This window comes from Xanthomonas sp. CFBP 8151, assembly GCF_011761885.1.
In the GTDB taxonomy this organism is placed as follows: domain Bacteria; phylum Pseudomonadota; class Gammaproteobacteria; order Xanthomonadales; family Xanthomonadaceae; genus Xanthomonas; species Xanthomonas arboricola_B.
The window spans coordinates 550,633-569,998 of record NZ_JAASQZ010000003.1; the positions used below are offsets into that span (position 1 = coordinate 550,633).

Genomic DNA, 19,366 nt, shown 5'->3' on the forward strand with positions numbered 1-19,366 from the left:
GCCCGATCGTTGCGCAGCAGGCTGTCTTCCAGGTCGAACGCAATGAACCCATGCGTTGCCGCCCCCGCGGCACCGTTTCGTAATTCCAAGGGAGTGAACATGCAAACCATCAACCGTTCCGCCGGCCATGCGCCTGCCATCCGACGTACACCGCTTGCGCAGTGCCTGGCGTTGTCGCTGGCCTTGCTGGCCAATGCCGCGCACGCGCAGGACGTGCGCAAGGCCGCCGATGGCGTCACCGTGGTGCCGAGCGCCAAGGGCGCCGCACCGGTGCGTCTGCAGGTGGTCGATGCCGGCATCATCCGCGTCAGTGCCGACCCGGACGGCGACTTCGCGCGCAGCCCCAGCCTGATGCGCGTGCCGGTGCAGGGCGATGGCAACTTCCAGCTCGCCGAGCAGGGCGACAGCGTGCAGCTGAAGACCGGCAAGGTCACCGCCACCGTATCCACTGTCGATGGCCATGTCAGCTTCGCCGATGCCAGTGGCAAGCCGGTGTTGTCGGAGGTTGCCGACGGGCGCAGCTTTGCGCCGCTGAAAGTGGAGGGCAAGCAGTACCTGAGCGTGCGTCAGCGCTTCCAGTCGCCCGATGACGAAGCCCTGTACGGCTTCGGCCAGCATCAGCAAGGCTGGATGAATCAGAAGGGCCGCAATGTCGAGCTGCAGCAGAACAACATCGACATGGCGGTGCCGTACCTGGTGTCCAGCCGCAACTACGGCCTGCTGTGGGACAACAACTCGATCAGCCGCCTGGGCGACCCGCGCGGCCTGCAGCCGCTGCCCAAGACGTTGAAGTTGTACGACGCCAAGGGCAAGGCCGGTGCGCTGACCGCGCGTTACGCGATCAACGGCAAGCAGATCGTCGAACGTCGCGAGAGCGAGGTGAACTACCAGTACCTCAGCGACCTGACCAAGTATCCGAAGAAGGCGATCACCAAGGACAAGGACAGCCGCATGCAGGTCACCTGGGAGGGCGAGATCGAAGCGCTCACCGGGGGCGAGCACACCTTCTCGCTGTATTCGAGCGAATACGCCAAGCTGTACGTGGACGGCAAGCTGGTCGTCGATCGCTGGCGCCAGAACTGGAACCCGTGGAATCACGAGTTCAAGCTGGATCTGGAGCCGGGCACGCGCCACACCGTCAAGGTCGAGTGGGACCTGATCGACCCCAGCTACATCGCGCTGCTGCACCGCGACCCGCTGCCGGCCGCCGAAGCGAAGGACCTGTCGCTGTGGTCCGAAGCCGGCCAGATGATCGACTACTACTTCGTCTCCGCCGATTCCTACGATCAGGCCGTGGCCGGCTACCGCGAACTCACCGGCAAGTCGGTGATGCTGCCCAAGTGGGCCTACGGCTTCTGGCAGAGCCGCGAGCGTTACAAGAGTCAGGACGAGTTGGTCGGCGCGGTGGCCGAATACCGCAAGCGCAAGCTGTCGCTGGACAACATCGTGCTCGACTGGTCGTACTGGCCCGAGAATGCCTGGGGCTCGCACGATTTCGACCCGCAGCACTTCCCCGATCCGGACGGCATGGTCAAGGCCGTGCACGACATGCATGCGCAGATCATGATTTCGATCTGGCCCAAGTTCTATCCCACCACCGCCAACTACAAGGAGCTGGACGCGGCCGGTTTCATGTACAAGCGCAACGTGGAAGTGGGTGAGCTGGACTGGATCGGCAAGGGCTACAAGAACTCGTTCTACGATCCGTATTCGGACAAGGCGCAGGCGATCTACTGGCGCCAGGTCAACGAAGAGCTCAACAGCAAGGGCTTCGATGCCTGGTGGATGGACGCCGACGAGCCGGACGTGCATTCCAACCTGGACATCGGCGAGCGCAAGGCGCGCACCACGCCCAACGCGCTGGGCTCGTCCACCGAATACTTCAACTCCTACCCGCTGCCGCACACCCATGGCGTGTACGTGGGCGACCGTGCGGCCGACGACAAGCGCGTGTTCATCCTCTCGCGCAAGGGCTATGCCGGCACCCAGCGCAACGCGGTGGCGGTATGGAGCGGCGATATCGTCTCGCGCTGGGACGACATGCGCGACCAGATCTCCGGTGGCGTCAACATGGCGCTGTCGGGCCTGCCCAACTGGACCTTCGACATCGGCGGCTTTGCGGTGGAGAAGCGCTACGAAAACCAGGACCCGGCACACCTGCCGGAATGGCGCGAACTCAATACGCGCTGGTTCCAATTCGGCGCGTTCGTGCCGATCTTCCGCTCGCACGGCCAGTTCCCGTACCGCGAAATCTGGAACATCGCCCCGGAAGGCACGCCCTTCTACGACAGCATGGCGTACTACAACCGCCTGCGTTATGCGCTGCTGCCGTACATCTACAGCCTGGCCGGCGATACCTATCAGCGCGATGGCGTGATCATGCGCGGCATGATGATGGACTTCCCGAACGACCCCAAGGTTCGCGACATCAACGACCAGTACCTGTTCGGACAGGCGTTCCTGGTCGCACCGGTGACCCGCTTCGGCGCCACCTCGCGTCAGGTCTATCTGCCGGCCGGCAGCAGCTGGCTGGATTTCGCCACCGGCAGGCGTTACGAAGGTGGCCAGAGCATCGAAGCGGCCGCCCCGATCGAGCGCATGCCGTTGTTCGTCCGTGCCGGTTCCATCGTGCCGACCGGCCCGGTGCAGGAATACGTGGATCAAACGCCGGATGCGCCGCTCACCGTGGTGGTCTACACCGGCGCCGACGGCCAGTTCTCGCTGTATGAGGACGACGGCAAGGGCTACGGCTACGAGAAGGGCGAGTTCAGCCGCATTCCGATGAGCTGGAACCAGGCCAAGGGCGAGCTGAGCATCGGCAAGCGCGAAGGCAGCTGGACCGGCATGCAGGCCAAGCGCACCGTCAACGTGCGCTTCGTCGACGGCCCGCGTGAGGACGCCGGTGCGCTGGAACCCAAGACCGATGCCAGCATCCAGTACGACGGCCATCCGGTCAGCGTGTTGCAGCGCAAGATTGCGTCCGGCAAAGCGCGTCGTCGATGATCGCAACTGGTTGTCAGTCAGTGAGTGCGCAGATGCCGGATCGCCGCAAGGCTCGGGCGTGCAGGTCCGGTCATGCAGCACGGCGGTGCACGTGCTGACCCGCAGGGAAGTCTGCAAGGCAACCGGTGCCGCACTCGCGGCGCTGGGCGCTGCGCCGGCTGCGTCCGCCATTGCTGCGCCGGCCAAGGCTGCCGGCGAGCGATCGCTGCCTGCCGTCGCTGCGGCCGATGCCTTGCAGCTGTGGTACCGCGAACCGGCCAACGAATGGGTGCAGGCGTTGCCGGTCGGCAATGGCCGGCTGGGCGCGATGGTGTGGGGCGGCATTGCCCACGAACGCCTGCAACTCAACGAGGACACGCTGTACGCAGGCGGACCGTACGACGCCACCAGCCCCGAAGCGCTGGCGGCCTTGCCACAGGTGCGTGCGCTCGTGTTTGCCGGGCGCTACGCCGAGGCCGAAACCCTGGCCGACGCCAAGCTGCTCTCGCGTCCGCTCAAGCAGATGCCGTATCAACCGCTGGGCGATCTGCTGCTGGATTTCGACCGTGCCGACGGCATCAGCGCGTATCGCCGCCAGCTCGATCTGGATACCGGCGTGGCCACCACCACGTTCCGCTCCGGCGGTGCGCTGCATCGGCGCGAGGTGTTCGTGTCGGCGCAGTCGCAATGCATCGTGGTGCGCCTGTCCTGCGATCGGCCACGCGCGATTTCCCTGCGCGTGGGCATCGACAGCCCGCAGACCGGCGAAGTCACGGTGGAGCAGGGCGGGCTGCTGTTCAGCGGCCGCAACGGCAGCTTTGCCGGCATCGACGGCAAGTTGCGTTTTGCCTTGCGCGTGCTGCCGCAGGTCAAGGGCGGCACGCTCAGCGGTCTGCGTGACCGCCTGCGCATCGAAGCCGCCGATGAAGTGGTGCTGCTGCTCACCGCTGCCACCAGCTACCAACGCTTTGATGCAGTCAACGGCGATCCGCTCGCATTGACCGCAGCAGGCATGCACACGGCCGGCAAGCTGGACTATGCCGCATTGCTGCGTGCGCATCTGGCCGATCACCAGCGGCTGTTCCGGCGCGTGGCGATCGACCTGGGCAGCAGCGAGGCGGCAGCGCTGCCCACCGACGAGCGCGTGCAGCGTTTTGCGCAGGGCAACGACCCGGCGCTGGCTGCGCTGTATCACCAGTTCGGCCGCTACCTGCTGATCTGCAGCTCGCGGCCCGGCACCCAGCCGGCCAATCTGCAGGGCATCTGGAACGACCTGATGCAGCCGCCGTGGGAAAGCAAGTACACCATCAACATCAACACCGAGATGAACTACTGGCCCAGCGAGGCCAACGCGCTGCACGAGTGCGTCGAACCGCTGGAATCCATGGTGTTCGACCTGGCCAAGACCGGCGCGCGCACCGCACGCGCGATGTACGACGCACCGGGTTGGGTGGTGCACAACAACACCGATCTGTGGCGCCAGGCCGGGCCGATCGATGGCGCCAAGTGGAGCCTGTGGCCGATGGGTGGCGTCTGGCTGCTGCAGCAGCTGTGGGACCGCTGGGATTACGGCCGCGACCGTGCCTATCTGGGCAGGATCTACCCCTTGTTCAAGGGCGCGGCGGAGTTCTTCGTCGCCACCCTGGTGCGCGACCCGCAGACCGGCGCGATGGTGACAAACCCGTCGATGTCGCCGGAAAACCAGCATCCGTTTAACGCCGCGCTGTGTGCCGGCCCCACCATGGATGCGCAGCTGCTGCGCGATCTGTTCGCCCAATGCATCGCCATGAGCAAGCTGCTCAAGGTCGACGACGCCTTCGCGCAACACTTGAGCGCGCTGCGCGAGCAATTGCCGCCCAACCGCATCGGCAAGGCGGGGCAATTGCAGGAGTGGCAGCAGGATTGGGACATGCAGGCGCCGGAGATCCATCACCGCCACGTCTCGCATCTGTACGCCTTGCATCCTTCGAGCCAGATCAATCTGCGTGATACGCCCGAGCTTGCCGCCGCGGCCAAACGCACGCTGGAAACGCGGGGCGACAACACCACCGGCTGGGGCATCGGCTGGCGCCTGAACCTGTGGGCGCGGCTGGCCGATGGCGAGCATGCCTACCGCATCTTGCAACTGCTGATCTCGCCCGAGCGCACCTACCCGAATCTGTTCGACGCGCATCCGCCGTTCCAGATCGATGGCAACTTCGGCGGCACCGCCGGCATCACCGAAATGCTGCTGCAAAGCTGGGGCGGCAGCGTATTCCTGCTGCCCGCCTTGCCCAAGGCATGGCCGCGCGGCAGTGTGCGTGGCTTGCGCGTGCGCGGCGGCGCCAGCGTGGACCTGCAATGGGATGGCGGTCGCCTGCAGCAGGTACGCGTGCACAGCGAGCGTGGCGGGCGCTATCAACTGGCTTACGCGGGACAGACACTGGATGTGGAACTGGCTGCCGGTCGCACCCGGCAGGTGGGCCTCAACAACAACCGATTGGTGATGCAATGAGCTTGTACGTAGGACTGGATGTGGGCACGCAGAGTGTCAAGTTGGTGGCCTACGATCCGCAGGAGCGTGCCGTGGTCGCCACGATCGCCGCGCCCATGGAACTGATCAGCCGCGACGACGGCACCCGCGAGCAACAGGCGCAGTGGTGGATCGATGGCATCGTGCATTGCTTCGCGCAGCTCGACGGCGAGCAGCGTGCCCAGGTGCGTGGCATCTCGGTCTCCGGCCAGCAACACGGCTTTGTGCCGGTGGCCGCCGATGGCAGCGTCACCGCACCGGTGAAGCTGTGGTGCGATACCAGCACCGCACTGGAGTGCAACGAAATCATGAATGCGGTGGGTGGTGCCGCGGGCAGCGTGGCCACCGCCGGCAACCCGATCATGGCCGGCTACACCGCCTCCAAGTTGCCGTGGACGCGCAAGCATCGCCCCGAGGCGTATGCGGCGATGACCACGGTGATGCTGCCGCACGACTACGTGAACTTCTGGCTCACCGGCGAGCGCTTTGCCGAAGTCGGCGATGCCTCCGGCACCGGCTGGCTGGACGTGCGCACGCGGCAGTGGTCCGAGCGCATGCTCGGCGCGGTGGATGCGCAGCGCGACCTGCGCGAGGCACTGCCGCCGCTGGTGGACACCGGCGCGGTCTATGCCTTGTCCGACGCAGCCGCCGATGCCTTGAATCTGCCGGCCGGCGTGCGTGTCACCACCGGCGGCGGCGACAACATGATGGCCGCCATCGGCACCGGCAACGTGGTGCCGGGGCGCCTGACCATGAGCCTGGGCACCTCGGGCACCTTGTTCGCCTACGCCGATCACCCGGTGGTGGACGACGATGCACGCTGGGCCGCGTTCTGCTCGTCCAGCGGCGGCTGGCTGCCGCTGATCTGCACCATGAACTGCACCGTCGCCACCGAGGCGGTGATGCGCATGTTCTCGATCACCCGCGAGCAGACCGACGCCTTGATCGCCAGCACCACGCCGGGCGCCGATGGCCTGGTGCTGCTGCCGTTCTTCAACGGCGAGCGCACCCCGGACTTGCCGGCCGCCCGCGGCTGCCTGTTCGGGATGGACCTGCACAACACCACCCCGGCGCATTTCTATCGCGCCGCGATGGAAGGGGCGACCTACAGCCTGCGCAACGGCTTCGATGCCTTCGTCGCGGCGGGTCTGCAGTTCGACACCATCCTGCTCACCGGCGGCGGCAGCAAGAGCGCGCAGTGGCGGCAGATGGTGGCCGATATCTTCAACCTGCAGGTCGTGGTGCCGACCCAGCCCGAGGGCGCTGCCTTCGGTGCCGCGCTGCAGGCCTTGTGGGCCTGCGATCGCGATGACGGCGGTGCGGACGCATTGTCGGATGTGGTGCTGGAGCATCTGCAGATCGACGAAGACCTGTCGGCGCGCCCGGATCCGCAACGCGTGGCCCAGTATCAGCAGCACTACCAGAACTTCCTCAAGCACCTGCATGTGGTCAGCCCGCTCTACGCCGGCTGATCGACACGCTTTCTACAACTCCCCCAGCAGCAAGGACATTCCACCCCATGAGCAACACCGTCTACATCGGCGCCAAGGAATATTTCCCCGGTATCGGCAAGATCGGCTTCGAAGGCCGCGACTCGGACAACCCGCTGGCGTTCAAGGTCTACGACGCCAACAAGCAGGTCGGCGACAAGACCATGGCCGAGCATCTGCGCTTTGCCGTGGCCTACTGGCACAGCTTCTGCGGCAACGGCGCCGATCCGTTCGGCCCGGGCACGCGCGCCTACCCGTGGGATATCGGCAACACCGCGTTGAACCGCGCCGAAGCCAAGGCCGATGCCGCGTTCGAATTCTTCACCAAGCTCGGCGTGCCGTATTACTGTTTCCACGACGTGGATCTGTCGCCCGATGCCGACGACATCGGCGAGTACCAGAGCAACCTCAAGCACATGGTCGGCATCGCCAAGCAGCGCCAGGCCGACACCGGCGTCAAGCTGCTGTGGGGCACCGCCAACCTGTTCTCGCACCCGCGTTACATGAATGGCGCATCCACCAACCCGGACTTCAACGTGGTGGCGCGTGCGGCGGTGCAGGTCAAGGCCGCGATCGATGCCACGGTGGAACTGGGCGGCGAGAACTACGTGTTCTGGGGCGGCCGCGAAGGCTACGCCTGCCTGCACAACACCCAGATGAAGCGCGAGCAGGACAACATGGCGCGCTTTTTGACCCTGGCACGCGATTACGGCCGTGCGATCGGCTTCACCGGCAACTTCCTGATCGAGCCAAAACCAATGGAGCCGATGAAGCACCAGTACGACTTCGACAGCGCCACGGTGATCGGCTTCCTGCGCCAGCACGGCCTGGACCAGGACTTCAAGCTCAACATCGAAGCCAACCACGCCACGCTGTCGGGCCACAGCTTCGAGCATGACCTGCAGGTGGCATCCGATGCCGGCCTGCTGGGCAGCATCGATGCCAACCGCGGCAACCCGCAGAACGGCTGGGATACCGACCAGTTCCCGACCGATCTGTACGACACCGTCGGCGCGATGCTGGTGGTGCTGCGTCAGGGCGGGCTGGCACCGGGCGGTCTGAACTTCGATGCCAAGGTGCGCCGCGAGTCGTCCGACCCGCAGGATCTGTTCCTGGCGCATATCGGCGGCATGGACGCGTTCGCACGCGGGCTGGAAGTGGCCGACGCGCTGCTGACCTCCTCGCCGCTGGAGCAGTGGCGCGCCGAGCGCTACGCCAGCTTCGACAGCGGTGCAGGCGCGGATTTCGCCAACGGCAACAGCACGCTGGTGGATGTGGCCAAGTACGCCGCCGGTAACGCACCCAAGCAGCTCAGCGGCCGTCAGGAAGCCTACGAGAACCTGATCAACCAGTATCTGACGCGTTGATGTCCCGTGGCCGGCGGCGCACTGCGCGTCGCCGGCCGATGTCGGCCGCCCCGGTGGCCGCTCCCTTGCATGCTTCCAGGTGAATCCATGTCCAGTGTCTCCGTAAACGGCGCCCCCGATGCCGGTGAGAACACCCGTTTTATCGTCCTGATCAGTTGCGTAGCCACGATCGGCGGTTTTTTGTTCGGTTTCGATAGCGGCGTGATCAACGGCACTGTCGACGGCCTGAAGCAGACCTTCAATTCCAGCGCCGCCGAGACCGGGTTCGAAGTCGCCTCGATGCTGCTGGGTTGCGCCATCGGCGCCTTCTTTGCCGGCCGGCTGGCCGACCGCTGGGGCCGCCGCGCGGTCCTGATCATTTCTGCGGCGCTGTTCCTGCTTTCGGCCATTGGCGCCGGTGCCTCGCACAGTTCCGGCTTCTTCATCTTCGCTCGCGTGATGGGCGGCTTTGCGGTGGGCGCCGCCAGCGTCATCTCGCCGGCCTACATCGCCGAGGTCGCCTCCGCGCGCTATCGCGGTCGGCTCGCCACGATGCAGCAGATCGCCATCATCAGCGGGCTGTTCTGCGCATTCTTGAGCAACTACCTGCTGGCCAACGCCGCCGGCGCCTCCACCGAGCCGCTATGGGCCGGGCAGGCCGCCTGGCGCTGGATGTTCTGGATGCAGGCGGTTCCCTCGCTGCTGTTCCTGTTGCTGTTGCTGGTCATCCCGGAAAGCCCGCGCTACCTGGTGGTCAAGGGCCGCCGCGAGCAGGCGCTGGTGGTGTTGAAGCGCCTGTACGGCAACGCCGCCGCGCAGACCAAGCTGGCCGAGATCTCCGCCTCGATGTCGGCCGACCAGCACAAGCCCAAGTTCTCCGACCTCATCAACAAGGCCACCGGCAAGATCCGCCCGATCGTCTGGATCGGCGTGGGTCTGGCGGTGTTCCAGCAACTGGTCGGCATCAACGTGGTGTTCTATTACGGCGCCGTGCTGTGGCAGGCGGTGGGCTTCTCCGAGCAGGACGCACTGCTGATCAACGTGCTCTCCGGCGGCCTCAGCATCGGCGCCTGCCTGGTCACGGTGATGCTGGTCGACAAGATCGGCCGCAAGCCGCTGCTGTGGATCGGCTCGGCTGGCATGGCGGTCTCGCTGGCCCTGGTGACCTATGCCTTCGCCACTGCCTCGCTGGACCCCAACGGCAAGCTCGCCATGTCCGAAGCCATGGGCATGCTCGCGCTGGTGGCGGCCAACGTCTACGTGGTGTTCTTCAATGCCTCGTGGGGGCCGGTGATGTGGGTGATGCTGGGCGAGATGTTCCCCAACCAGATCCGCGGCTCGGGCCTGGCCATTGCCGGTGCCGCGCAGTGGACCTCCAACTTCGCCATCACCGTCAGCTTCCCGATCCTGCTCGGCAGCATCGGCCTGGCCGGCGCCTACGGCATCTACACCGTCGCCGCCTTCATCTCTGTGTTCTTCGTGCTCAAGTACGTCTACGAGACCAAGGGCAAAGAACTCGAGCAGATGGAGGGCTGATCTTTTCTATTATGCTGATATCGGCATGGAAGACGACCAAGGCCGCGCAATGCGCGGCCTTGGTCGTTGATGATCTTGCCGGGATCTTGCCGATGCCTCGCATGCCTGCATCGCTGCAATCGCCTCAATCGAGCTGGCCATCATATTAGAGGTGGATTGGTGCGTACGCCGCCTCGCGACTGCCCGCTGCTCTGGCCTATGCTGTGTGAGGCTGCACGATTCCCGCGTGGCCCAACGCACCAGCAAAGTGCAATACGCGTCTTCAACGGCGATAACCGCCTGGGAGCGCACCGGCTCTTTTTGCAAATTGTGCGCCACCGCTATACTCCACCAGGCAGTTTCCCTCCAGACTAGGGCGAATCGTGGAACCAAGGAGCGGTGGTATGGCGGTAGTAAAGGAAATCTTTAGGGGCGCGCTGGTTAGCGCTTGCTATTGCCTAGCATTCCTGTCGCTCTGGTACTGCTCCATCGACCAATGGTACCTACCTGTCGGCCTGCGTGTTGTAACCCTGCTATTCAGACCTTATCGCGAGTGGCCATTCCTGTTGGCAGGAGATGCGGCTGCTATGCTCTGGCTGCGTGTTCCGCTTTCGCAGCGTCAGGGATACGACCTGACATGGGCATACATAAGTCCGCTTGTTCATGCCCCCATGATTGCCTTTGTCATTTGGTTGGCACGCCATCATGCCCGTAAGCTGCTTCAGCAGACTCCTTTCTTAATTCCATTGGCGATTGCGATTGGGTTTTTTAATTCATTGTGGAGCATTGTCCTCAATGCCAGCCTTGGTGGGCCGAGCACGGACAAAGTTTTAGAATTCCTTATTCGCTACTGGTTGGGAAGCTATCTGGGGATATTGATTTTCTTGCTTCCGGCCATGTTGTGGTCTCCTCGAAAACGAGAGCCGGCGCGCATAGACCTGCCCCGAGATCTTGGAGTCTCGGTTGTCGTCATTCTTGTGCTTTTCTATGTGCTCGGCTACACGCAGGAGCCATTACTTCGAAAGATGTTGATGGCTGCGCTGATAGGGCCGGCGATTGCCTTGACGCGTCGTCACGGGTGGACAGGGACCGCTCTCGGGACGTTGCTTGCAAACTTCGCTTTGGCAATAACCTTGCCAAAGACGTATGAAATTGGATATTACAATCAAAGCCTTTTTGAAGTTCAAATTTTTCATGTAATCGTCAGCACCTTCTTATTCGTCTTTGGCATACGGTTCGTCAAGCCGTTGAAGCGATTTGACACCATCGGGCGAATTAAAGCGGATGCTCAAAAGGCTATTCAAGCTAGTTACCTCGCGGCCGAGCGAACACTGCGGGATCGAGTTGTAGAATACTCCGACATCAATGTCCAAATGAACAGGATGCGTAAATCGGTCGTGGCAGATCTTCGGGAGCGTGGTCACCATGCAGCAGCAATGGAGATAACACGCGTGGCCGTTCTGGAGTCGCAACTTCTGCATGAATATGTTGCGGCTCTATATCCATTGGAGATTGAAACGCATGGCCTGTTTCGAACGTTGCGCTCGGCTGCGTTTGAGAGGTTGAATTCGACCAAGCTCGACTGTCTATTGCAGGGGGACTGCCTGCAACTCTCGCTTGGACTGCAGCTTGCGGCTTATCGCTGCACACTCAACGCGTTGGAGCTTCTGCCTGCGTCCAACAAGCATTTCATCCATGCGCGTGTCTGGCGCGGTAGAGGGGGGCAGGGGATCGTCATGAGGATTTTTGCCGATACTTCTTTGGTGGATTCCGTGCGGCGTGAATCCCCTGAAGACGAACATGAATTTCGGGCTCGGCTTAAGTCGCATGGCGGCTTGTTCCGTCGCCGCCATGCGTTGGTACTTACCTTCCTCGTGGCCGAGACATCTGCTGTTACCGCGTCGGAGAGACCTTCCAGCGTTCCACGTTGGCTTTCCGCTCGACATGCACGGTAAAGTGTGCGGTCTGGTATACCATTTGCGCGTTAGGTCCTAGCTCAGTCGCAGACGTTGCCGACGAATTCGCCCAAATTGTATTAGTTGCCGGGATTGTGACGCGATCAGCATCCTTGCCCATTGGCAGTACCCAAAGCGCATTGTCAACGCGTGCGACCACTGCTCTAACTCCCCCGGCGGCGTCATTGATTTGCAGATATGTCACGCCGTCACGTTGGAACTCGTAGATCGACCAAGCGGGATCTAGGGTGAGGTTGGCAGCTGCAGGGCTACGCTCCCCCAATCCCGTTGTTGCTTGGGCGCCTACACCGCCTGCGCAGCATCCGCCAGTTTGAGCCCAGACTTGGCCTGTCATCAAAGCGCAGGCCAGGACACACATAACCTTCAACGTATTTGCTTTAACTTCCATGGGTTTCGCCTTCCCCTGCTCGGGGCGATTTTGCCTGCAATTCAGGCTCGCCTACGTTACGTCCATAAAGCGGATAGGTGTTGGCGTTCGCGCAGAAATCGCTGGGAACCATTGTGTCTGGCGCGCGTTCGATATGCAGACTAGGCTGCTTCAGCCTTTAACGTACCTCTCAATTCGTGTTGGCTGCAGTGTGCCCTTGAGAATATGCAATGTCAGTTATTTGACAGTCCTGCCTATTGCATAGGGCTTGGTCTTACCGAAAAAGCCTTATGGATCTCCACGCAGGCGATGGTGTTTCGCTGAATGTTGTAAGTCCGGCCATGTTTGCCTGGTCACCATGCCGAACCTTCCATGCTCCAAGCGACACGGCGGCCGCATCGATCTCCGGGATGGGCCTGATGCGGCGGCGACAAGTGCTGCGCACCTGCGAGGTCGCCATCGACGCCCGCCACGGCGGCAAGAACGCCGCCGACGAGATGGGCGGCAGCGCGCGCCGTTTGCGGGTGCCAAGCAATCCGGTGTGGTCGCAGGTGCTGGCCGAGCTGTCGCTGAGCGGCGCCATCGCCGGCAGCGTGCGTTCGGCGAGTTGATGCGCGGGCGGCTGCAGCAGGTGACGCGGCTGCATCGGGACCAGGTCGGGCAGGCAGGGTTTGCGGTGTTGACGTCGCCGGACATTTCGCCGCTACTGGTCGAAACTGCCTTGATGAGCAATCGCGACGATTGACGGCGGCTATGCGGCGATACGCATCAGGACGAACTGGCGCAAACGCTGCATGCCGGTATCGACGTGTACTTCCAGATGTTTCCCGGTCGCGCCTGAGGCCCGGTTGCCTTCCTGTCCCTCAGCGACCTTTCGATGTCTGCCACGCTTACCGATGTTGCGGTTACCGAACGGTCTACGCTGAGCGCGCCGTCGCGCTGGGTCGGCATGCAGGACATCGCCGTGCCGGTGACGCACGCTGCGCCGATGCGGACGCGCTGGCGCGCAGGTCTACGTCTTGATCGGGCCGTCCATGATGGTTGTAGTGGGGTGATCGACAAGAGCCGAGCCCATGCGACGTCGCCAGGTTGCACGACGCGCAGCTGCAGGGCCGAAGTGCGCGATCGACGGCAAGGCCAACCCGCAGCGCACGGTGCCGTAACCGGCCCCAGCCAATCGGCGCATCGGCTCGACGGCGCTGCCATGGGAGAAGTGTTTGTCCAGTCCGGGAACAGGACCATTGCGCGTCACCCGGTCGCCGGCAACTGCCCATGCCAATAACGCAAAAACCCCGCAATGCGGGGTCTTGGCGTTCTGCGGTCAGACGACAGTGGTGCTCCCTAGGGGACTCGAACCCCTGTTTTAGCCTTGAGAGGGCCACGTCCTAACCATTAGACGAAGGGAGCGTTTGGTGCGTCTTGTGCAGCGCGCTAGTATAGTGCGCTAAAACCCGTTGGGCAATCCTGCAACACAAGACGGAAGCGCCATCATCGAACCCTCAGTTACATCTCCGTTCACGCTGCGCGTCATCCCACGCGATCAGCACACCATCTCGCGCAAGGACATCAGCCCCAACGCATTGCGCGTGTTGTATCGCCTGCGCGAATCGGGCTTTGGTGCCTACCTGGTCGGTGGCGCGGTGCGCGATTTGCTGGTCGGCGGCCATCCCAAGGATTTCGACGTGGCCACCAGCGCCACGCCGGAAGAAGTCAAAGCGCTGTTTCGCAACTGTCGCCTGATCGGCCGCCGCTTTCGCCTGGCGCATGTGGTGTTCGGCCGCGAGATCATCGAGGTGGCTACGTTCCGCGCCAACATCGACGATGGCAGCGGCGACCGCGAACTGGATAACGGCCGGTTGGTGCGCGACAACGTCTACGGCACCATCGAAGACGATGCGATCCGTCGCGACTTCACCTGCAACGCGCTGTACTACGCGATCGAGGATTTCTCGGTGCGCGATTACTGCGGCGGCTTCGAAGACGTGCAGGCGCGCCTGATGAAGTTGATCGGCGACCCGGAGCTGCGCTACCAGGAAGACCCGGTGCGCATGCTGCGCGCGGTGCGTCTGGCGGCCAAGTTGAACTTCGATATCGAAGCCGGCACCGCAGACCCCATCCCGCGTCTGGCCGGGCTGTTGTCCGAAGCCGCGCCGGCGCGTTTGTTCGAGGAGATTCTCAAGCTGTTCCTGTCCGGGCATGGCGTGGCCAGTTTCGAGGGCCTGGAGCGTTACGGCCTGCTCGGCGCGCTGTTCCCGGAGAGTGCGGCCGCATTGCGCTCCAACCGCAGCGGCGCATTGCGCGCCATGGTGCTGGAAGGCCTGCGCAACACCGATATGCGCGTGGCCAACGACGAGCCGGTCTCGCCGGCGTTCCTGTTCGCCCTGCTGCTCTGGCCGGCGTTCTGCCGCACCTTGATGGGCCTGCAGGCGCAGGGCGTGCAGCCGGAAGATGCGCAGCGTCGCGCCGCCGACCGGGTCACCCTGCACCAGCTCGAACGGGTGGCGTTGCCGCGCCGTTTCTCGCTGCCGATGCAGGAAATCTGGCTGCTGCAGACGCGCTTCTCCTCGCGTCAGCGCAAGCGCGTGTTCCGCACCTTGTCGCATCCGCGTTTCCGCGCCGCGTTCGATTTCCTGGTGCTGCGCCAGTTCGCCTCGGCCGATCACGCAGCCGATGTGGAGTTCTGGCGCGAGGCACAGAAGTCCTCCGGCCAGGAACTGGTCGATGCGATCGAAACCGCGCAGGCCGATCACGAAGGCGAGGAGGGGGCACCGCGCAAGCGGCGCCGCCGCCGTCGGCGCACCGGCGCACCGGCAGGCGAGTAGGCGTGCAGACTGTCTTTGTCGGCCTGGGCGCCAACCTGGGCCCGGCCGAGGCCAGCGTGCGCGCGGCCATCGCCGCGCTGGGCGAGCTGCCGCAGACCGCCTTGATCGCGGCCTCGCGCCTGTACCGCACGCCGGCCTGGGGCCGCGAAGACCAGCCCGATTTCATCAATGCGGTGGCGCAGTTGCGTACCGCGTTGGCGCCGCTGCAACTGCTGGAGGCCCTGCTCGGCATCGAGCAGGCCTTCGGCCGGCAGCGTCAGGACGGCGAGCGCTGGGGCCCGCGCACGCTGGACCTGGATCTGCTGCTGTACGCCGATCAGGTGATCGACCTGCCGCGCCTGCAGGTCCCACACCCGCATCTGCAGGCGCGCGCCTTTGCGCTGTTGCCGCTGTCCGAACTCGCCCCGGAGGCGGTCATTCCGGGCCATGGAACAGTGCGGCACGCCCTGCAGGCCATCGAGGTCTGCGGGCTGGAGCCGATTGGGTAGATAATGGCCGGCTCATCACCCCACGTAATGACTTCATGAGCAGCCATACCGACAGCAAGCCCTGGACCGTGCCCGCCTTGGCGCAGGCCAAGCGCGAGGGTCGAAAACTGGTCATGTTGACCGCCTACGACGCCGGATTCGCACGGACCTTCGATGCCAACGGCGTCGACCTGATCCTGGTCGGCGATTCGCTGGGCATGGTGGTGCAGGGGCACGATTCCACCTTGCCGGTGACCACCGCCGACATGGTCTACCACACCGCCGCGGTGGCGCGGGTGCTGGAGCGGGCGTTGCTGGTGGCCGATCTGTCGTTCCAGGCCGATGCCACGCCGGAGCGCGCACTGGACGCTGCCACCCGACTGCTGCAGGCCGGCGCGGAGATGGTCAAGCTCGAAGGCGCCGGGCACAAGCTCGAGGTGATCCGCTATCTGGTCGAGCGCGAGATCCCGGTCTGCTCGCACCTGGGGCTGACCCCGCAATCGGTGCTGCGTTTTGGCGGTTACACGGTGCAGGGGCGCGGCGAAGCCGGCGAGCAGTTGCGCCGCGATGCGCAGGCCGTTGTCGATGCCGGCGCCAGCCTGATCGTGCTGGAATGCGTGCCCACGCCGATCGCCGCACAGGTCAGCGCCGAGCTCGGCGTGCCCACCATCGGCATTGGCGCCGGTCCCGGCTGCGATGGCCAGGTGCTGGTGATGCACGACATGCTGGGCCTGGACAGCGGCCATCGCCGTCCCAAGTTCGTCAAGGATTTCCTCGCCGAAGGCGGCTCGGTGGCGGGCGCGGTGCGCGCTTACGCCCGGGCCGTGCGCGACGGCAGTTTCCCCGATGCAGCGCACGCGTACGCCGCATGATCCAGACCCTGACCGATCTTTCCACCCTGCGCGCGCTGGTCACCGGCTGGAAGCGTGAGGGCTTGCGCGTGGCGCTGGTGCCGACCATGGGCAACCTGCATGCCGGCCACTATTCGCTGGTGATGCTGGCGCGCCAGTACGCCGATCGGGTGGTGTCGAGCGTGTTCGTCAATCCGACCCAGTTCGGCCCCAACGAAGACTTTGCGCGTTACCCGCGCACGCCGGAGGCCGACCTGCGCGGCCTGGAAGACGCCGGCTGCGATGCGCTATGGCTGCCGGATGTGGACACCATGTATCCGCTCGGTACCGCACTGGCCACGCCGATCCATGCGCCGGGCGTCAGCGACGTGCTGGAAGGGGTGTGCCGGCCGGGGCATTTCGACGGCGTGTGCACGGTGGTGGCGCGGCTGTTCAATCAGGTGCAGCCGGACGTGGCCGCCTTCGGCAAGAAGGACTATCAGCAGCTGGCGGTGATCCGCCAGATGGTGGCCGACCTGGCATTCCCGATCGAGATCCTGGGCGGCAGCATCGTGCGCGAGGCCGACGGCCTGGCGATGAGTTCGCGCAACCAGTATCTGACCGCCGACGAGCGCCCGCGTTCGACCCGGATCCGCAAGGTGCTGCTGCAGATGCGCGACGGCTACGCCGCCGGCACGCCGCGTGCGCAGGTCGAAGATACCGCCACCCAGGCGCTGGAACAGGCCGGTTTCCGCGTCGATTACGCGGTGGTGCGGCTGCCCGACCTGAGCGAGCCGGGCGACAGCCATGGTGGCGCGCGCGTGGCCTTGGTCGCCGCCCGTCTGGGCAGCACGCGGCTGATCGACAACCTGGAATTCTGAACGGTCCGAACTCTGCTGCAGGCGCGGCATCAGGCGTGACCGACGCTGCCGGCGCACAGGCGCACAGGCGCGTTTGTCCAGCGCCGGCCTGAAGCCCTCACGACCGGTTGTGGGGCAGGCCGGTGAACACCGGCGCTTTCCGCTAAAATGCCGGCTTTCCTTTGCCGTTGCCTGTCATGCACCTGTCCCTGTTGAAAGCCAAGATCCACCGCGCCACCGTCACCCATTCCGAGCTCAATTACGAAGGCTCGATCGCCATCGACGGCCTGCTGCTGGAAGCCACCGGTATCCGTGAGTTCGAACAGGTGCATATCTGGGACGTCACCAACGGTGCGCGTTTCAGCACCTATGCCATCCGTGCCGATGAAGGCAGCGGCATCATCTCGCTCAACGGCGGCGCCGCGCGTCACGTGCAGGTGGGCGATCTGATCATTGTGGCCGCTTTCGCCAGCATGAGCGAAGCCGAAGCCGAGACCTTCAAGCCCAATCTGGTATATGTGGATGGGAGCAACAAGATCACCCACACCAACCACAGCATCCCCACGCAGGCCGCATGACACATACCAACGGATTCGACGCGCTTCACGCCCACGCTCAGCGCCTGCGTGGCGCTGCCATCCCCGCATTGCTTGTCGCCGAGCCGCAACGGCCGACGCAGTACGCCAGGCAGGTCGGTCCGTTGTATTTCAACTTCGCGCGGCAGAAGTACGACCGCGCCGCGCTCGATGCCTTGTTCGCCAGCGCGCGCGAGCGTGATCTGGCCGGCGCGTTCCAACGCCTTTTCCGCGGCGAGCAGGTCAATGTCACCGAACAACGCGCTGCGCTGCATACCGCGTTGCGCGGCGATCTGACCGATGCGCCGGTGGCCTCCGAAGCGTATGCAACCGCTGCGGAAGTACGCCAACGCATGGGCGCGCTGATCGGCCAGCTGGAAGCCACCGATGTCACCGATATCGTCAGCGTCGGCATCGGCGGCTCGGACCTGGGTCCGCGGCTGGTGGCCGATGCCTTGCGTGCGCCGTCGGGTGCGCGTTTGCGCGTGCATTTCGTCTCCAATGTCGACGGCGCGGCGATGCAGCGCACGCTGGCGACGCTGGACCCGGCGCGCACTGCCGGCATCCTGATCTCCAAGACCTTCGGCACGCAGGAGACGCTGCTCAACGGCGGCATCCTGCACGCCTGGCTGGGCGGCAGCGAACGCCTGTACGCAGTGAGCGCAAATCCCGAGCGCGCCGCCAAGGCCTTCGACATCGCGCCGAGTCGCGTGCTGCCGATGTGGGACTGGGTCGGCGGGCGTTATTCGCTGTGGTCGGCGGTGGGTTTTCCGATCGCCTTGGCGATCGGCTTCGAACGTTTCGAACAACTGCTAGAGGGCGCCGCGCAGTTCGACGCGCATGCGCTCAACACGCCGCTGGAAGAAAACGTCGCCGTGCTGCACGGCCTGACTGCGGTGTGGAACCGCAACCTGCTGGGCAGCGCCACGCATGCGGTGATGACCTACGACCAGCGCCTGGCGCTGCTGCCGGCCTACCTGCAGCAGCTGGTGATGGAAAGCCTGGGCAAGCGGGTCAAGCTCGACGGTTCTGCAGTGGACAGCGATACCGTGTCGGTGTGGTGGGGCGGTGCGGGCACCGATGTGCAGCACAGCTTTTTCCAGGCGCTGCATCAGGGCACCAGCGTGGTGCCGGCCGATTTCATCGGCACCGTGCACAACGACGATCCGTATGCGGAAAACCATGTCGCACTGATGGCCAACGTGTTGGCGCAGACCGAAGCGCTGGCCAACGGCCAGGACAGCAGCGATCCGCACCGCAGCTATCCGGGCGGCCGGCCGAGCACGGTGATCCTGCTCGATGCGCTGACCCCGCAGGCGCTGGGTGCGCTGATCTCGATGTACGAGCACAGCGTCTACGTGCAGTCGGTGATGTGGGGCATCAATGCGTTCGACCAGTTCGGTGTGGAACTGGGCAAGCAGCTGGCCAGCCAGTTGCTGCCGGCGTTGAAGGGCGAGTCGGCCGACGTGGCCGACCCGGTGACACGCGAACTGCTGGCAAAGCTGCGCGGCTGAGCCTGTTGCGCAGCGGTGACATGACAACAACGGGGCCTGCGGGCCCCGTTGCGTTTCTGGAAGCCTGGTATGATGTGGGGTCAAAATGGCCAAATTTCCCAAAATGGGGA

At 64.4% G+C, this 19,366-nt stretch carries 13 protein-coding genes, 1 tRNA gene and 2 pseudogenes; 14 read left to right on the plus strand and 2 right to left on the minus strand.

The annotated features are described in order from the left end of the window. The first annotated feature begins 99 nt into the window (after positions 1 to 99). From FHT08_RS16645 to FHT08_RS16670, 6 genes are all read left to right on the plus strand, one after another. Entirely contained in the window at positions 100 to 3,003 is a 2,904-nt protein-coding gene (locus tag FHT08_RS16645; RefSeq protein WP_166775831.1) for a TIM-barrel domain-containing protein, read from the plus strand. Between the two features lie 91 nt (positions 3,004 to 3,094). Further along, positions 3,095 to 5,476 (plus strand): glycoside hydrolase family 95 protein, encoded by a 2,382-nt coding sequence (locus tag FHT08_RS16650; RefSeq protein ID WP_166775833.1) that lies wholly within the window; start codon positions 3,095 to 3,097, stop codon positions 5,474 to 5,476. Further along, a complete protein-coding gene (gene xylB / locus FHT08_RS16655; RefSeq protein ID WP_166775835.1) occupies positions 5,473 to 6,966 on the plus strand; it encodes a xylulokinase in 1,494 nt (497 codons plus the stop codon). The genes FHT08_RS16650 and xylB overlap by 4 nt, the downstream gene beginning before the upstream one ends. A 47-nt stretch (positions 6,967 to 7,013) precedes the next feature. After that, positions 7,014 to 8,351, plus strand: a complete 1,338-nt coding sequence (xylA, locus tag FHT08_RS16660; protein ID WP_166775837.1) for a xylose isomerase — start codon at positions 7,014 to 7,016, stop codon at positions 8,349 to 8,351. Between the two features lie 87 nt (positions 8,352 to 8,438). Further along, the gene (locus FHT08_RS16665) at positions 8,439 to 9,866 is read left to right on the plus strand and encodes a sugar porter family MFS transporter (RefSeq protein ID WP_166775839.1); all 1,428 of its coding nucleotides are present in this window, start codon (positions 8,439 to 8,441) and stop codon (positions 9,864 to 9,866) included. A 383-nt stretch (positions 9,867 to 10,249) separates the two neighbouring features. After that, positions 10,250 to 11,800: an MASE1 domain-containing protein gene (locus FHT08_RS16670; RefSeq protein WP_166775841.1), complete on the plus strand. Its 1,551-nt coding sequence runs from the start codon at positions 10,250 to 10,252 to the stop codon at positions 11,798 to 11,800. Here the strand turns inward: FHT08_RS16670 and FHT08_RS20225 are convergent. After that, complete coding sequence (locus FHT08_RS20225; RefSeq protein WP_308686689.1) at positions 11,739 to 12,155, minus strand: hypothetical protein; 417 nt, start codon at positions 12,153 to 12,155, stop codon at positions 11,739 to 11,741. The genes FHT08_RS16670 and FHT08_RS20225 overlap by 62 nt on opposite strands. 512 nt (positions 12,156 to 12,667) lie before the next feature. On the opposite strand from FHT08_RS20225, the pseudogene FHT08_RS16675 reads away from it, so the two are divergent. Further along, positions 12,668 to 13,029, plus strand: a pseudogene (locus tag FHT08_RS16675) (N-acetylmuramoyl-L-alanine amidase); the annotation flags it as partial. A gap of 36 nt (positions 13,030 to 13,065) precedes the next feature. After that, positions 13,066 to 13,161: pseudogene (locus FHT08_RS16680) on the plus strand (GTP cyclohydrolase I FolE2); the annotation flags it as partial. A 359-nt stretch (positions 13,162 to 13,520) separates the two neighbouring features. On the opposite strand, the gene FHT08_RS16685 reads toward FHT08_RS16680, so the two are convergent. Beyond that, positions 13,521 to 13,595 (minus strand) — tRNA-Glu (locus FHT08_RS16685). Positions 13,596 to 13,642: 47 nt separating this feature from the next. Here FHT08_RS16685 and pcnB point away from each other — a divergent pair. From pcnB to pgi, 6 genes are all read left to right on the plus strand, one after another. Further along, positions 13,643 to 15,010 (plus strand): polynucleotide adenylyltransferase PcnB, encoded by a 1,368-nt coding sequence (gene pcnB / locus FHT08_RS16690; protein ID WP_166775843.1) that lies wholly within the window; start codon positions 13,643 to 13,645, stop codon positions 15,008 to 15,010. A 2-nt stretch (positions 15,011 to 15,012) separates the two neighbouring features. Further along, positions 15,013 to 15,498, plus strand: a complete 486-nt coding sequence (gene folK, locus FHT08_RS16695) for a 2-amino-4-hydroxy-6-hydroxymethyldihydropteridine diphosphokinase (RefSeq protein WP_166775845.1) — start codon at positions 15,013 to 15,015, stop codon at positions 15,496 to 15,498. Between the two features lie 35 nt (positions 15,499 to 15,533). Next, the gene (panB, locus tag FHT08_RS16700; RefSeq protein ID WP_016904383.1) at positions 15,534 to 16,349 is read left to right on the plus strand and encodes a 3-methyl-2-oxobutanoate hydroxymethyltransferase; all 816 of its coding nucleotides are present in this window, start codon (positions 15,534 to 15,536) and stop codon (positions 16,347 to 16,349) included. After that, a complete protein-coding gene (gene panC / locus FHT08_RS16705) occupies positions 16,346 to 17,188 on the plus strand; it encodes a pantoate--beta-alanine ligase (protein ID WP_047124974.1) in 843 nt (280 codons plus the stop codon). Before panB ends, panC begins: the two co-directional genes overlap by 4 nt. Positions 17,189 to 17,364: 176 nt before the next feature. Further along, entirely contained in the window at positions 17,365 to 17,745 is a 381-nt protein-coding gene (gene panD, locus FHT08_RS16710; RefSeq protein WP_016905039.1) for an aspartate 1-decarboxylase, read from the plus strand. Then, positions 17,742 to 19,256, plus strand: a complete 1,515-nt coding sequence (gene pgi, locus FHT08_RS16715; protein ID WP_166775847.1) for a glucose-6-phosphate isomerase — start codon at positions 17,742 to 17,744, stop codon at positions 19,254 to 19,256. The genes panD and pgi overlap by 4 nt, the downstream gene beginning before the upstream one ends. Positions 19,257 to 19,366: the final 110 nt, after the last annotated feature.

Excerpts from the sequence above, each read along its gene's own strand:
- FHT08_RS16665 (WP_166775839.1), top strand. The coding sequence starts at position 8,439 with ATGTCCAGTGTCTCCGTAAACGGCGCCCCCGATGCCGGTGAGAACACC.
- xylB (WP_166775835.1), top strand. The coding sequence starts at position 5,473 with ATGAGCTTGTACGTAGGACTGGATGTGGGCACGCAGAGTGTCAAGTTG.
- FHT08_RS20225 (WP_308686689.1), bottom strand. The coding sequence starts at position 12,155 with ATGACAGGCCAAGTCTGGGCTCAAACTGGCGGATGCTGCGCAGGCGGT.
- panB (WP_016904383.1), top strand. The coding sequence starts at position 15,534 with ATGAGCAGCCATACCGACAGCAAGCCCTGGACCGTGCCCGCCTTGGCG.
- FHT08_RS16645 (WP_166775831.1), top strand. The coding sequence starts at position 100 with ATGCAAACCATCAACCGTTCCGCCGGCCATGCGCCTGCCATCCGACGT.
- pgi (WP_166775847.1), top strand. The coding sequence starts at position 17,742 with ATGACACATACCAACGGATTCGACGCGCTTCACGCCCACGCTCAGCGC.
- FHT08_RS16670 (WP_166775841.1), top strand. The coding sequence starts at position 10,250 with ATGGCGGTAGTAAAGGAAATCTTTAGGGGCGCGCTGGTTAGCGCTTGC.
- panD (WP_016905039.1), top strand. The coding sequence starts at position 17,365 with ATGCACCTGTCCCTGTTGAAAGCCAAGATCCACCGCGCCACCGTCACC.
- xylA (WP_166775837.1), top strand. The coding sequence starts at position 7,014 with ATGAGCAACACCGTCTACATCGGCGCCAAGGAATATTTCCCCGGTATC.
- panC (WP_047124974.1), top strand. The coding sequence starts at position 16,346 with ATGATCCAGACCCTGACCGATCTTTCCACCCTGCGCGCGCTGGTCACC.